4 protein-coding genes are annotated in these 17,108 nt (G+C 38.6%); 3 read left to right on the top strand and 1 reads right to left on the bottom strand.

The genetic code is table 11. The features are described 5' to 3' along the window. Positions 1–1,315: 1,315 nt before the first annotated feature. On the bottom strand, positions 1,316–2,143 hold the full coding sequence (locus G561_RS0112155; RefSeq protein WP_037032425.1) for an EamA family transporter: 828 nt from the start codon (positions 2,141–2,143) through the stop codon (positions 1,316–1,318). Between the two features lie 200 nt (positions 2,144–2,343). On the opposite strand from G561_RS0112155, the gene G561_RS0112150 reads away from it, so the two are divergent. From G561_RS0112150 to G561_RS0112135, 3 genes are all read left to right on the top strand, one after another. Then, positions 2,344–2,856, top strand: a complete 513-nt coding sequence (locus G561_RS0112150; RefSeq protein WP_028859800.1) for a MarR family winged helix-turn-helix transcriptional regulator — start codon at positions 2,344–2,346, stop codon at positions 2,854–2,856. Between the two features lie 1,891 nt (positions 2,857–4,747). Continuing rightward, the gene (locus G561_RS0112140) at positions 4,748–6,511 is read left to right on the top strand and encodes a ShlB/FhaC/HecB family hemolysin secretion/activation protein (RefSeq protein ID WP_051584546.1); all 1,764 of its coding nucleotides are present in this window, start codon (positions 4,748–4,750) and stop codon (positions 6,509–6,511) included. A 71-nt stretch (positions 6,512–6,582) separates the two neighbouring features. After that, entirely contained in the window at positions 6,583–17,031 is a 10,449-nt protein-coding gene (locus G561_RS0112135) for a two-partner secretion domain-containing protein (protein WP_028859797.1), read from the top strand. Positions 17,032–17,108: the final 77 nt, after the last annotated feature.

The following is a 17,108-nucleotide window of genomic DNA, read 5'->3' as shown; positions in this document are numbered from 1 at the left end:
CGCTGTAAGTTCTTCGTTTGGGTGTATTAGGAGATTGTGTTGTCATGTTAGTGTCCACGATTATTTGTTCATGGACACTATCTCGCATTTTTTAATAGAAAAAAAGATGGGATGGTCGGATGCTTACAGAAAAAGTATCAGAGTAAAACGATATGTGAGCTTTTTTATTGGCTTACTTTTTTTGTTAATTAATCTCTTAAGAGATTTTTTTCAAAATAGCAATATAACCTTAGAAAGTATATCAATACTGTTTTTGCTTTCATTAATGCTAGGTTTGTTTGTTTATTTTATATTAACAATATCAAGTACTGATAAAAATATGAAAAACTAAATTTAGTATATTTTTTAACTATACCGCTAGGAGATGTTAATCTGAAATACTAGCAATTTAGCGAGTTTATTGAATATTTGTGACATTGAATAAAATAACTGTCTCAAAATAATAAACTGGGTTTATGGTAAATATAATATTTTTAATACTTTAAGTTAGCTTAGCAATGGATACTTAAAATGTTCAATCTTGCGTTAATTTATAATTGTATTGGAATGATCCTAATATCGTATGTTTATACGATTTTAAACCATAGGAGCCCGTCAAAATATATATTAACTTTATGTGGAGTGATACTTCTTAGCAATTCGGTTAGTGAGATAATTGAAAATATGAATATTTATTTCATACTTATTTTCTTAATTATAGAAGTAGTTATATTTTTCACTTTTAACTTGTTTTTTAGAAAATATGGGTAAATTATATTTTAGGGCTTGAGTATATATGTAAACTATAATTGTATAAAATTTCTAAGCGATGATTAAAATTGCTATTTCCAATAAAATCTAAAATTTGTCAACATTTATTCTTATCAGGTGAAACGCCCCGAGACTGTCGGAAATTCAACGCTCCAAGAGAATACGAAACTATACCCCTGAAAAGCTTCATCTCACCTTCATATAGGATCATTAGTGTGGGTTTCATTTGTTACATCAACTAGCTATTTAATATGTCTGGTTCAGTTTTCTTGGTGAGTAGGCTAGATTACAATTATCGTTGTATATTTTTATAGCCACTACTTTAGCCACAAATAATAAATGTTACACGGATACCCCCAATCTTATCTTGATGATAACAGACATTGAGAAGTTGACGCTTTTAAGTAATTGAATTTACTGCTATAAGTTGCACATTTTCCTTATAGTAGGCAGAAGGTGTAAGTATAGCCTGATAGACTAGATTCTTAAAGGTTGATTGGTCTATAACCCCTTCGGAATCTTAGTAACTATAAGAGCTACGCTTATTAAGAAGTTGTAAATAGTTTCATAATTTATCTGCTTTACTAGTAAACTGAACCACAAATACAGAAATGAGTACGAGGATAAACCCAATGGCTTGTAGGGTAGATAAGCGCTCATTTAAAAATGCCCATCCAATAATAGTTGCAGTGATAGGGCTTAAAGCACCGAGAATTGAAACGGCAACCGAAGGTAGTTTTTCAATACCTCTAAACCATAACGCATAGGCGATAAGCGAGCCAAAAATACAAAGGTAGGCATAACCCAGTATATTATTTATGCTAAGTGAGGTTGGGAAAGTCTCTAAGAATAAAGCCAAGGGTAATAACATCACACCTCCAAATAATAATTGCCAACCTGTAAACGTGAGATTACTAACGTTAGGTTTCCATAATTTGGTTAGATAGATACCAAATGCCATCGAAACTGCGCCCAATAGCGCAGCAATTAAGCCAATGATGTCCCATGAGCTATTAGGATTGATGAGTAGCAATGCCATACCCATTATAGTAGTTATAGTTGCCGTCAATGTGATAGGTCTTGGCGCAATACGATTGACTTGCCATAATAACGTCATAATTATTAGAGGCTGAATACCACTGACTATCGCTGCAATACCTCCAGGCAGACGGTAGGCAGCTACAAAAAGTAGTGCTTGAAAACAACTGATGTTTAGAAAGGATAATATTAGTATACGACCCCATTGACCTGATTGGGGTAGCTTTCTGGACATTAATATTAAAATTATTCCTGCTGGTAGAACCCTTATAACTGCAGCAAAAAGTGGTAGGTTAGTGGGAAGAAATTGGGTTGTAACTACATATGTTGTGCCCCAAAAGATAGGAGCCAACATTGTTAATAGAATATTAAAAATAGGGGTTGGAGCTTTATTAGACGTATTCGAGTTAGCAGGTATAAATGACATAATTTGTCTCGATATAAAGATAGTTATATCTTATAACAAACTATCTTTATGTCAAGATAAATATTATGATTCTAGTTTGGGATTTATTTTACTAGTTTAGATTCAAGTTAATTATTAAAGAGGTTTGAATGCCAAATAATGAAACTACTTATATGGACGCTGTAGATATATTGATAAACCAATGGCAAAGAGAAGGGTTTGAAGCAGAAAAACTAGTGGCTATGGAAACACTGGGTCGTATAAAACGGCTTGAAGTCATTATAATGCGAAAACTTATGGCTAACTATAAGGAAAACCACAATTTAAGTCATTGGGAATTTGATGTTTTAGCGACACTAAGACGCGCGGGAAGTCCTTATCGTTTAAGTCCAACCGAGCTGTTTGATAGTATGATGGTTAGCTCTGGTACGATGACCAACCGATTACAAAGCTTAGAAAAAAAAGAGCTTATCAGACGTGTAGAAAACCTTGAGGACAAACGTAGTTTGCTTGTAGAGTTAAGTTCAGATGGGCTTGAGCTAATTAATAAAGCTATAGTTAGTCATCTAAAATTAGAGAATAAATTACTTGAGGGACTGAGTAAAGAAGAGATTGATATCTTAAATATTTTACTAAAAAAGATGGAGCAGCAATTAAATTAACTTTTAAAATATCTCTATGTTAAGATATTTTTAAATTATTGTATTTAATGAGAGAATCCTAAGTCCATTGAAGCCAAATACTTTAATAATAGGGCTTTGACTGTAAATAAGCTCATAAAGCTATTGATATCAGAGAATAAAATTAGATAGGGTGTGTGGTAATGAATTACAATGACAATGAGGATATATGCAGATAAAGTCTGTAACTTCATTATAAAACAACGCACACAAGTATTTTTTTTGCTAATATGAAGTTCCTTCTATCTTCTACCTTAATAATCTTTTTTTACGGTGGGTTGTTTTTTATAGCTTATGCAACTATTAGTGATAGTAATCTCAACCATTTACAGGTATTAGCCTATCAAGTTTTAAATAACATTATTAACAATGTAAATCATTATTTATTAAGTTTTATAACATTCTTTATAATATTTTTACTATCAATTATCTCAATAGATGTTTTAAATAGAAATCAAATAAAAATTTCGAAGTTTTTTCTAAGTTTAATCGTTCTAATCCTAGTCTTTAGAAGACTACTATTCATACATTTTTAAATACTAGTCCGATGTCTCATGAATTGTCATCTGGTTTTATTGTTGGGGCACTATTTGACTCTCCTAGTATGATTGCTTCAATCCCTTTTTTTGTTTTGTATGTCAGAAATAATATTGTTGCTCGTAACCGTCAAAACATTATCAAAGGATTGACTCTTATTGTTCTGTTTTTTGTGATTGAGTATGTCGTTCGTGTCGAGTTTATAAGTCACAATTGGGTTATTGATTTGGTATCAAGTTTCACAAATTTTGGATCTTATTTTTTTGCACTTTTAATATATGTCTTGATTAGAAACAAAGTATTGATAGAGTGATTTTTGACTCACCCCAGCTTATTACAGGTAGTAAATGCAATAGCTACTTTATTTGGTGTGCTAATTTTATGCATTATTTGTAATATTTTCTTAAGTAATTGTTTTGTTAAATTATAGGGTAATATTATATCAGGGTGTTGGTTGGATAAGCGTGAAATTTCTAAGGTTTAAGCTGTCCTGACGACTAGGGTTTGAACTTTGGCATCCTTACGCCCACAAAAAAACCCAAGCATAAATACTTGAGGCTGAAACTGTACGCTTAATTATATAAGCAAATAAGTTTTAAAATATGGCGTAGCGGACGGGACTCGAACCCGCGACCCCCCCCTGTTACAGAGCTAGAGCCACTAAATTATATTAATGTGCTTAATCTTATAAACATATATAAACAAAAGGGTTGGATTGATTTTTATATCTGACACTTAGCATAATTTAATATAATGTATATGAGCCGAATTATAAAAAATGTTCACGAAAATAACCGAAACTTTTGGATCTATAATTTTTATAAGTCCGAATATTTAGGTCTAGAATTTTATAATATTTTTGATCTTTGATATTTTTTTTGAATTTTTAAATGCCATTGAATCGATTTCTTAAAAGTTAAAACCGTTTATTTTTTATTGAATCATCATATATAGCCATGACACCTGCCACCAAATCCGTGTCTCTAAACTTTGGAGATTTTAATAAGTTAGCTTGAAGATATAAATATTTCCGAACTTGTTTTGGATATTTCATACCTAAACTCTACAAAATCCTGATTTTATTGTAATTTAACTCAATAAACTGCTTGCCACTGGTAATCAGTTATGACGCCTACATTTGATATCAAGTTCTTCTTTGATACTACGTACCATGCACTTACTAATTTGAATTAATTAGAAAGCTTTTTTATCTAAACCTGAATAAATATCAATCAAACCTGAATAAATATCAATGACTTAAGGTAAATTAACTTGCAAATTAGTTTTACTAATATGATAATCCTGTATTATCAATTTGTTAAAAAAAGTATCACTTATGCTAACTATAAAGCCCTTATCCTATGGACTGCCGCTTAGTCTCATTATTCTAAGCTATCCTGCGCAAGCTCTTACACCAGAACAATATCAACAGCAACGTAGTGAAGAGTTAAAGCAGCAACAAATACCCAGTCCTTCCGTTAATATTGATACCACACCTTTTAAAACTGATACCCCTCAACAAGATGTTTCAAGTACTAATCAACAAGACTCTAATTTACCTTGCTTTGATATTCACCACCTTTATCTAACCGGTGAGTTGGCCGAGAAATTTAACTTTGCCTTGTCTCCTTTTACTCAAGGACCTCAGTCTATTATTGATAGTTGTATGAGTGCCAGTGATATTAACCAATTGGTTAGTGGCATCCAAAATCGCATTATTGACAAAGGGTTTGTAACTACAAGAGTCTTGGTACAAAACCAAAACCTTAAGTCAGGCAATTTATATCTCACCGTTATACCTGGGAGAGTTGATCAAATTATCGCTGATGAGATTAGCGCTAATCGCCCCGTTTATACCGATAAAACAGGTAACCCCGCCAACTTTTCACCAGCCATACCGATTAAAACAGGCGATTTGCTAAATATTCGAGATATTGAACAAGCTTTAGAGAACTTTAAGCGTGTTCCTAGTGCTGATGCTGACTTTTCTATTGCCCCTAGTTCTCGTATAGCTAAGCCTGGCTACAGTGACATTCTTATTAAATGGAAACAAGACAAAAGAGTACGAATATCAGCCAGTATTGATGACTCAGGACAAGAAAGCACTGGAGAGTATCAAGGTAGCGTGACTTTATCGTTAGATAATCCAACGTGGCATAACGACCTGCTTTATTTATCTTATAGCCGTAGCCTAGATGATATTGATGGCTCAGATAAAGATGGCGAGAGTTGGAGTTATAACATTGGTTACACCTTACCTATTCATTATAGCCAACTTACCTTAACCCATAGTGGTTATGACTATGATCAAACCGTTGCCGGTGCCAATCAAGACTATACCTACAGCGGAGAGTCCTATACTACAGATGCTAATATCAGTCATATAGTACATAGAGATAATCACAGTAAAACCTACCTGACAGGTGGACTTTTCGCCAAACAGCAGCGCAATTATATTGACGATACCGAAGTTGAAGTACAACGTCGTAAGACGGCTGGATATAAAGTAGGTGTTGGCCATGAGACCAGTATCGGTCAAACCCAAATTGTAAGTGATTTAACCTATCAGCGTGGTACAGGGGCTTTTAATGCCATGACTCCGCCTGAATCCTTATTTAATCAAGGCAGCGCTCGTACTGGCATTATAAAAACCGATATAGACGTTAATAAACCCTTTGCTGTCGGTGAACAAGCGCTGAACTATCATGCCACTATTAAAGGTCAATATGCTGTAGAGGCACTGGTCCCTAATGATAGATTTAGTATAGGCGGACGCTACACAGTGCGCGGCTTTGATGGCGAACGTAGCCTAAGTGGTGACCATGGTGCACTTATTCGTCAAGAGGTTAGTGCCTACCTTGGTGACAAGCCACATGCGATTTATGCAGGCGTAGACGCAGGCTATGTGAAGATGGATAACAAAGAACAAGACGACCTGCTTTTGGGTAATCATCTTATTGGCGGTGTGATCGGCGTTAAAGGCTATATAAAGCCTGCTCGCGTTAACTATGATTTATTTGCAGGATATCCGCTTGATCAACCAGATGGCTTTAGTGACAAAGACTGGGTTACAGGCTTTAGTTTAGGTTGGCAGTATTAATTTTCTAAGTAACTTTTTTTATATCTCATTTTTATCAATTATATTTTGAATTAAAAAGGTAAGGCACCATTATGAATGCAAATTGCTACCGAGTTATTTTTAACAAAGCCCGCGGTATGTTGATGGTGGTGTCTGAAGCTGCCCGTTCGCAAGGCAAAACCAATAATCCAGCTAGCACTGGCAGTGATATCAGCCAAGTTGCTGCCGGCTCACAAACCTCAGTAACTGCACAAAGTGGTAAACTTGATACGTTAAGGTCGCACCTATTACTCGCTTTAGGCCTTGCTAGTATTGTTGGTGTGAGTAATATCTCACACGCTGATAATACCAAAATTATCGCTGATCAAGCTGCTGCAAAAAACCAGCAAGCGACCATTCTAAATTCCGCTAATGGCACCACTCAAGTCAATATTCAAACTCCTAGTAAAGCGGGTGTCTCCCGTAACGTGTTTAGTCAATTTGACGTCGGGCAAGATGGCGCCATATTAAATAATAGCCGCATTAATACCCAAACCCAAATGGCCGGATGGGTTGACGGTAACCCATGGCTTGCTCGCGGAGAAGCCAAAGTCATCTTAAATGAAGTCAATTCAAGTGATCCAAGTAAATTAAACGGCTTTACCGAAATTGCCGGCAGACGAGCTGAACTTGTGATCGCCAACCCAGCAGGTATTACTTGTGCAGGTTGCGGCTTTATCAATGCCTCAAGAACCATCTTAACCACAGGTGAGGCCATGATGAAAGAGGGCAAACTTACCGGTTTTAATGTCAAAGAGGGGATACTTCGTGTCGATGGCACAGGTATGAATACTGGGGACTCTGATTACACTCAGCTTATCTCCAAAACTGCACAAATTAATGCCAATATTGCGGCCAGGAATCTTGATGTCATTACTGGCTCTAATCAGGTTAGCTATGAAGATAATCCTGAGAATACAAAAGTTTCCAATACCAGTGGTAGCACTACTAACAGCCAAACAGGCGTTGCCCTCGATGTATCCAGCCTTGGTGGTATGTATGCGGGTAAGATTCGGCTGATTGGTACTGATAAAGGCATGGGGGTGACCAATGCCGGTAGTATTAATACCTCTGGATCACTTAGCCTAGATGCCAATGGCAACTTGGTGAATAGCGGTAGCCTTACGGCCAATCAAGGTCAAGTTGATATTGATGTAAATAACAACCAGATCAATAATTCAGGTACTATCGCCAGTAGCCGAAACCAGCTTAATTTAAGCAGTGATGGTCTTGATAATACAGGGGTTATTAGTAGTTACGATACTGCCAAACTACAACAAGTAGCTAATATTAAAAACTTAGGTAAAGACGCTGAGATACGTGCAGGTAGCTTTGACCTAACAGCTACAAGTCTAACTAACACGGGCAAACTGCTACAAACAGGTACAGGCAAACTATCTATCGCAGCCACTAACTTAGCTAACCGTGATAAAGCTATCATAGGTCAAGATTTATATCCAAAAGCGGACGCCGATCCGAGCAAGCCTGAAGTTATCGCACCGACAACACCTCCGAGTAGTGCCAATAATGGTAGTGTCATTAATAACAGTGATGATACCCCTGCTGATGGGCAGCCTAATACACCTGTTGAACCGTTACCTACCATCACTAAAGACGGTAGTATTAAGGTAGACACTCTATCTAATACACAGTCTGGGTCTGTTTATGCCAATGGCAAAATGGACATACAGGCAAACACAGTTAGCAATACAGGACAATCAAGTATTGGCGTAAGCTCATTAAAGCTTGATGCTAATGGGTCGGCTATCAATAATGACAGTCGTATCCAGCTCGATGCGGTCAATTGGAAACTTGCGAACTTTGATAATAGTAAAGGTCAGATTATTGCCAATGGTGGCATTAATATTGACTCAAATAGCGATATTAAAAATGCTGAGGGCAGTCTTGCTAGTGCTGCTGATATCAATCTTGCGACCACAAAAGATATTGATAACCATAGCGGTATTATTCAAAGTACTGATTTAAATGTGGTCAGTAAAAACTTCAATAATAGTGAGGGTAATATCAATGCTCAGGGCACTATTAATATAGATAGCAGTGGCAATCTTATTAATAATAAAGGTAGCATTAGCAGCACTAAAGACGCCCATATTAATAGTGATATCCTTAATAATGATAAAGGCGTAATCAACTCTCAAGCCAGTCTCACTACCCATTCAACCAGCCTAGATAACAGTGGTCAGATATATTCAAAAGATCAAACTTCGATAACTAGCAAAGATGCTATTACTAATAGTGGCACTATCGCAAGTGCTGGTAATGCAAATATCAGCGCAGGCAGTCTGACCCAAACTGGTAGTGGTAGTCTTGTCGCTGGAATGGACACTGAAGGCAAATTAATTGAAGGTAATACTTCAAATTTAACCGTGAATACGACTGGTAATCTTGTTAGCCAAGGGCAGCATATTGCGACAGGCAATGTAAGCTTAACAGGAGCGGATGTTAATCTTGAGGACAGTACCACTCAAGGTCAGGGCATTACTACCAAGGCTACAACAGGTAGCGTAAATACTAAAAAAGCATCTATAGCGGCAACTGATACCCTAAGTTTACACAGTGAAGGAACCCTTGATAACACCCAAGGTAATCTTAGCGGTAAGGTACTTGATATCATAGCGAGTGCTTTAAATAATACAGACGGCAAATTAACCCAAACCGGTAGCAAGGATTTAACCCTCAAAATGTTAAAGGGGATTAACAATAGCCGGGGTGAGATTGCCAGTAATTCAAACAACCTAACGATTGTTACGAGTGGTCTTGATAACAGTGATGGTAAAATTGTACACGCAGGTAGCGCTACTACCAATGATAACAAATCTAATAAGCATACCTTAAATATCACTGCTAGCAAGGTCAATAACACAAAAGGTCAAGTATTAAGTCTTGGCGATCAAACATGGAAAGTTTCTGGTGATATAAACAATACGCAAGGCGTAGTACAAGCAAGCCGTTTTGATATCAGTGCCTCCGCTTTAGACAATACCGATGGGCGTATACAGGCGGTCAATCCAGTACAGTCGCAGCCAGATACGCAAGCACAGCCTGAAGATACATCAAGCCGACTTAATATCAGTGGCAATATAACCAATAGTATCAGTGAAGAGGATAGCACAGGCGGCGTCATTGCCAATAACACAGGTGCTCTTGATATCAATGCTAAACAGCTGGTCAATGACAATGCAAAGATATCAAGTCTTGGATCACTTAGTATTGACTCTGACAATTTGAGTAACAGTGGTAATGTGTACACTGAAGATAATTTAATTATTGCAAACGCTAAACATGTTAATAACTCAGGTAGTATAGCGTCGCAAGGTAACACCAGTCTTAACACAGAAAGCTTTACTCAGAATAATAAAGGTCGGATGATAGCGGGTCTTACCTTTGAGGGTGAGCTTAGCGACAATAATGCCAATCTGACTGTTTTCAGTGATGATAAACAAATAAATTCAGGTACTAATATTGCCACAGGTGATATCAATCTCACCGGCAGTGCGCTTGATTTAACAGATAGTCATAATCAAAGTGATAACTTAACGTTAACTGCTAAAGCAGGCGACATCACTCTTGATGCTGCTAGTACTAATGTTTCTCAAAAAGCGAGCTTTATAACCACCTCTAAGTTCAGTAATGATAGTGGTGTCCTACAAGCAGGAGAGTTTGATTGGCAAGTCAATGAGTTGTCAAACGTGGCCGGTAGTATTAACCAAACTGGCGCCAAAGACTTCACTCTTATCACTACTGGCAATATTAATAACCAACAAGGGGTTATTGGAGGCACGGCAAACCGCTTAACTGTTCATTCAGATGATAAATTAAATAATCGAACTGGTAAGATTGTACACAATGGATCAGACAATGCTGATATTAGGGCGTTTAGTATAGACAATACTGAAGGCACTATTATTAGTAATAACGCACTGACTGTTAAAGCATCAAAGAATATTGATAACACTCAGGGCGGTATACAAGGCGACGCCTTAAACGTTCAAAGTCAGTCGATTAATAATGATAACGGAAAGCTGATTAGCTTAACTGGTGACTTACAGTTAAATAGTGACTTGGTGACTAACCAAGGAAAAAACGCCTTTATCCAAAGTGGTAAGGATCTTAAGGTTAACAGCCAACGCTTAGATAATAAACAAAGTGCTACTCTCTGGGCTAATGGTAGTGCAAATGTTAGTGCAACAGACTCATTAACCAACTTAAGTGGTGCAACGATTGCCAGTGATAAGCAGCTTGTCATCAAAGCAGGAACACTTACCAATGATGCCAAAATAAGCTCAATATCAAATGAGGTTGTCCTTAATTCTGATGGCTTAAATAATTTAAGCCAAGGACAAATAACTGGCGCTACAAATAACGTTATAACTACCAGACAAGCGCTTAATAACCAAGGGGTTATCGGTGCTACAGATAAACTTGATATTAATAGTGGCGCTATTGACAATAACCAAGGCGTGCTATCAGCAGCAGAGGTTATATTAAACAGTCGCTCCGATATTAATAATAACGATGGTCTTATAGCCCAAACTAGTCAAGATAAGGCTTTGAATATTACTGCTAAAGGTAGCATCCAAAACCAAAACACCAAAGTAGAGGCCGATCAGCAAAATGCTGCAAATCAAAAAGGCATCTTAGCTAATGGCAGTGCAAATATTAGCGCAGGTGGTTTAGATAACCAATCTGGCCATATAGCCGTTGACACAATAGAGGTTAATTTGACCTCAGCTGATAGCATTAACAATGCTCAAGGTCAAATCCAAGCGACTAAAGGTGTTAATTTAACAGCGAATAACAGTGCGCTGCTTAATAACCAAGGTGGTCAAATAGTAGCTGATACTGTAGATCTAACTGTTGGTAATACAGATAAGGGTCGTATTGATAATAATACGGCAGATAGCCTGATTCAGGGTGGTTCAAAGGTTAATATTACAACCGGTATAGTTGATAACCAAAATACCAAACAGGTAGGAGGTGATAAAACTCAAGGCATTATTGCTGGTGATACCATCAATATCAATACTAGCAGTGTCAATAACAAAAACGGTCAGGTACTAACAGATGGTAACAACCAACCTGAACAGACCCAAGCAAATGATACCATCGCTATTAATGCGTCTTCTAAAGTCAATAATCAATCAGGTATTATTCAGAGTCAAAATATTGGTATAACCGATAACAGCACAACCAGTCGCTCCCTAGTCCTCAATAATGACTCAGGCCGTATTGCAGCCAATCAAAATGTAGCACTTGTCGCAAAAGGCTTTAGTAATCAAGGCGGTGAAATACTAGCAAATGGACGTGCTGATGTTAATGTTATAGATGATATTCGCTATACAGGTACCAATAGCATCAATGCCAATGAGGTTGCTTTAACCACTAAAGGCGATTTTATCAATACCGGTGTGTTATCAGGTCAAAATGCACTAACCATCAACGCTAGTACAATTGATAACCAAAAAGACAGCGAGCTTAGTAGTCAAGGCACAACGCAGTTGATAGCAACCTCTAACATAGATAACCGAGGGCTAATTAACGGTAGCAACACTTATCTGAAAGCGGATGATAGTGTCGGTAACTATAGCCATGGTCGTATTTATGGTGATCATTTGGCTATCGAGGCGAATACCTTAAATAATACGCCTGATAAGTTCAGCAAGGTGGCGGTTGATGAGTGTGAAGCAGGGCCAGGTTGTGCGGTTGAGTATGCAAAAAGCCAATTGCCACCACAGTTTATTACAGACTTATTGGAAGATGAAGAGATAGATAGTGAAATTAAAGATATACTAAAGGCACCTTATGATGACTCATTAACTAAATACTATAAAGTCAGCTCAGAACCAGCTCCTGTTATCGCTGCACGAGAGCGGTTAGATATCGGTGTGCAAACGCTTAATAACAATCCAAACCAAGCTCGAGCGGGTATCTTTAACTCAGACTTTAATGGACAGGCCAAAATCCTTAGCAATGGTGAGCTGCACATAGGCGGCGGTTTAGATACCAATCATCATGCTATAGGCAAAGCAAATACAGTCACTAACAAAGGTGCCAGTATAGAGTCCGTTGGTGGGATGAGTATTAGTGCTGATACACTTAATAATGTGAATGCAGATTTTGATTACAATTTATTAAAAACCGATGAACAACAGGTGATGGATTTTTTAGCAGGAGGAAAGATTTATACTAGTGATGAAGCATATATACAGCTAGGTGGATGGAATGATCATTGGCATAAAGTACTTGTTACACCTGAAGGTGATACTAATTATGGGCTATGGGTTGATGACGAGAGAAGAAGCTATCTTCAAAGGTTCTATACAAACAAGGTATACACCGCAACAACTGTATCAAGTGATCCAAGCTTAATTCGCTCGGGAGGCAATACAAAGCTAAATATCAATAAAGCCATCAATGATAACAGTATTATTGTTGATGCAAAAACCTTGACCTTATCTAATTATACAGTAGGGCCTAATAGTGGCAATGTCGATAATCAATCAACAATGGGCATTGAGCTAACTGAAAAAGCCAATGCCAGTGCAATAAATTATAATACTAAAGGTAAAAAGAGAAATCCACTTTCAAGTAAAAGACCTTATACCAAAAAAAGTAATATTGATAACTACTCTATACCAACCGAGTTAGCTGAGACATATGAACTACCCATCTTAAACCAAGACATAGATAAAGCCGTCATTGCTTATAAAGACGGCAATATATCAGATGTTAAGAGCCTTGATAGTATTAAAACTGCCATAGAAACCCTTGCTCAAGACAAGCAAACAGCAGTTGGTCAACCTGAAAATCCATCTGTTAATAAAACAGGTACTGAAGATGCGTTAAAGCTACTAGAAGGATTTGTAAAAGCTGATAATAGTAAGTTAACCGATGTCCAAAAGCAGCAACTACAAGCCCTGCTAAATGCTCAAAAAAACGGCAAAGACATTGATAATGCAGCAGTACAAGATCTAATTGATAGTCTAAATGACACTATTGCGCAAAGTGCATCAGAGGAAATACGTAGTAGTAATAATACGCCAACTCTGCCTAACATTAGCCTATATGCTATTAACCCTGATAGCAGTGCCGACTATCTGATAGAGACCGATCCTGCCTTTGCTGATTATAAAAAATGGCTCTCATCAGACTACATGATGCAGCGTCTAAAGCTCGATCCTAGTGTCACCCATAAGCGTCTAGGCGATGGCTACTATGAGCAGCAACTTATTCGTGATCAAATCATGGCATTGACAGGTCGCTACTACCTAGGCGACTACCGTAGCAATGACGAGCAGTATAAAGGACTGATGGACGCTGGCATCACAGCGGCTAAAGCCCTTAATCTACGCCCCGGCATTGCCTTAACCGCTGAGCAAGTCGCAAATCTGACTACAGACATCGTCTGGATAGAAGAGCAGACCATCACCCTAGCTGATGGTAGCACCCAAAAGGCATTAGTGCCCAAAGTCTATACCCGTCAAGCAGTCGGTCAAATAGATGGGACAGGTAGTTTGATTGCTGCCAACAACCTAGTGGTTAATGTGACAGGTAACGTCACTAATCAAGGTCTACTTGTTGGGCGTAACAATGCTTATATAAAATCACTGAATCTAACCAACGAGAGCGGCGGTGTCATTGCCGGTGACTATCTACAACTTAACACGGCCAATGATCTTACTAACAAATCGCTTATTAAAGCTGGCAGTGCGGCAAACCTTGAAGTTGGTGGTAACTTTAACAATCAAAGCGACACTTATAGTACTAGCTCAACTAAAGGCTTAAGCTCAGGCAGTCGAACTGATATCAGTCAACTTGCCACCATCTATGTGGGTGATACGCTTAAAGGTCAAACTGATAAACAGGGCAACCCGCTTATCACCTTTAATGCCAATGTTGGTGGTAACACCACCTTTGATGCAGGCGTCCTTGATAACCAAGGCGGTAGCACCCGTATTAACACAGCAGGGAACACCAACCTTAATGCTGTTAATACAGGCTATCAAACCAATGCCATTGGTGATGCCAACAATTACTTTAAACAAGGTGAAACCCGTGACATCGGTAGTCAAATTACTGGCACTGATAATATTATCATCACCTCAGGGGGTAATTTCACAGGTAAAGCCGTCTCTATTACCAGTGATAATGGCACAGTAGGTCTACAAGCAGGTAATGACATCACCCTAACTGAGGGACGTCATACCCAAAACCTATCGACTGCAAATAAAACCACTGACAAAGGCTTTTTGAGCAAAACCACCACCCAAAGCCGATTTGACTCTCAAAGTGATACTGCCATTAGCAGTAACATCGAAGGCAATAAAGTCATCATGGATGCTGGCAATGACGTGAATCTAACTGCCACTAATGCCATCGGTGATAAGGGTACCTCTATAAAAGCTGGTAATAACGTCAACATCCTAGCGGCACAAAACACCTCAAGTAAAAGTAGTGAGAGCAGTACCAAGAAATCAGGTGTCTTTAGTTCAGGTGGCCTTGGATTTACTATCGGTAAGCAAAAACAAGACAATGACAACACCCAAACAGCACTGACCCACACCGCAAGCAATATTGGTGCGATAGATGGCAACGTCAGTATAGAAGCTGGCAATCATATCCAGCAAACAGGCAGTAATGTGATTGCAGGAATAGGTGATCGTCAATCCGTTGACAGTACAGATACAGAGCGTGGTAACGTTGTTTATCGAGCCAAAGCGGTTGACATTGACAATGAGATGGATAAATACACCAACCAAAGCGAGCAGAAGTTTAAACAAAGTGGACTTACCGTCTCTGTCTCAAGCTCACTAGTCGATAGTGCCCAAAATATAGATAGGCTCATCGATGCTGCTGGTAACACCAGTAGTCAACGCATGAAAGGTTTAGCGGCTATCAGTGCAGGACTAAAAGCTGAAGCGTTATATGGCGAAGGTAAACAAGCCGCTAAAGCCCTACAGACAGGCAACCTAAAAGATGTGGGCAACACTCGCATTCAAGCCACGATAGGTAGTAGCAAATCGCAATCGAACTCACAAAGCTATAGCGAGCAAAGCCAAGGCTCAAGCATACAAGCGGCGAACAACCTTGCCATCATTGCTACAGGAGCAGGCAAAGACAGTAATATCAATATCAACGCCAGTGATATAACTGTTGGCAACAATGCTTTATTCAAAACAGACAATGATTTAAACATAAAAGGCGTTGCTCAAAACGAGCAAACCCGTAGCAATAACAAAAGCTCGAGCTTTGGTATAGGTGCTTATGCCTCTACCAATCCAGGTAAAGAGGGTGCAAGCTTTGGTATCACCGCCAATGCCAGTGGTGCTAAAGGACATGCCAATAGTGACGGCACTACTTATGCCAATAGCCATATTGATGTTGGTAACACCACCACTTTAGACATCGGTAATGACATGACTGTTAAAGGGGGCGTGCTCACTACCGATGAGCTTACTGGACAAGTTGCTGGCGACCTTAATATGGAGAGCCTACAAGATACTTACGTCTATGACAGCAAACAAAAGAATGCAGGGTTTAGTGCAGATATAGACCTATCAGGCAATGCCCAAGCAAACAGCTTATCTATTAATGGCGGTAAAACTAACATTGATGCCGATTATGCCGCAGTCACTGAGCAAACGGCTATTTATACGCAGAAAGCAGATTTAAACGTTGGCGGTAAAGGTAGATTCAAAGGAGCAGCCTTTACCACAGCCAGTGCTGAGGATAACCAATCCGTCTTTGCTCAAGGCATAGAGACCTCAGATATTGAAAATCGTAGCAACTATGATGCTAAAGCCATAGCTGCAGGTATTAGTATTGGTAAAGCCAAAGATACCAATCCTGAAGCCAGTCTGAACGGTATTGGCTACGGCACAGATAGCGACAGTCAAACCAGAACAACCAAAGCTGGTGTAACAGGCATGGCAGGGCAGGCTGAGGTGACTACGGCTACCAAAGACAGTTTAAATGAGCCATTAACTAACAGCTTTAATGCGAGTACCGTTAATGAAGAGCTTGGGGCTCAGGTTGAGATTACGAGAGCTTTTGGGCAGGAGGCACCGAAGGCGGTGGCTGAGTTAGCTAATAAGAAAACACAAGCATATAAAACAGCCCAAAAAGCAGTCACCATGCTAACCGAAGATCTAGAGGATACTCAAGACCCTGATAAAAAAGCTTATCTCAACCAAAAACTACAACAAGCTAAGCATCAACTCAAGATAAGTGAACAAGACTATAACAACTGGAAAGAAGGCGGTGCTTACAGGGTAGCTGCTCACACCGCTATTGGTGCATTAGGAGCAGGTAGCTTAGAAGGTGCTCTAACAACAGGCGGTGTCGCTGCGACAGCACCAACAATTAATGATATTGAATCTAAAGTAACGGATGCACTTATCGCCCAAGGAATGAATGAGCAGACTGCAAAAAGTTTATCAGGCAACCTAACAACATTAACTCTTGCTAGGGCGTGTCCCTAATTTGAAAAATACAGTAAAGCCTTATTTTAATCCTATATATCAACAAAATATAGGGAAACTCAAGCCATGGCGAGAAC

It is taken from the genome of Psychrobacter phenylpyruvicus DSM 7000 = NBRC 102152 (assembly GCF_000685805.1).
Classification (GTDB): Bacteria; Pseudomonadota; Gammaproteobacteria; order Pseudomonadales; family Moraxellaceae; genus Psychrobacter; species Psychrobacter phenylpyruvicus.
Note: the sequence above shows the minus strand (reverse complement) of the source record. Positions and strands in the feature narration are given on the sequence as shown.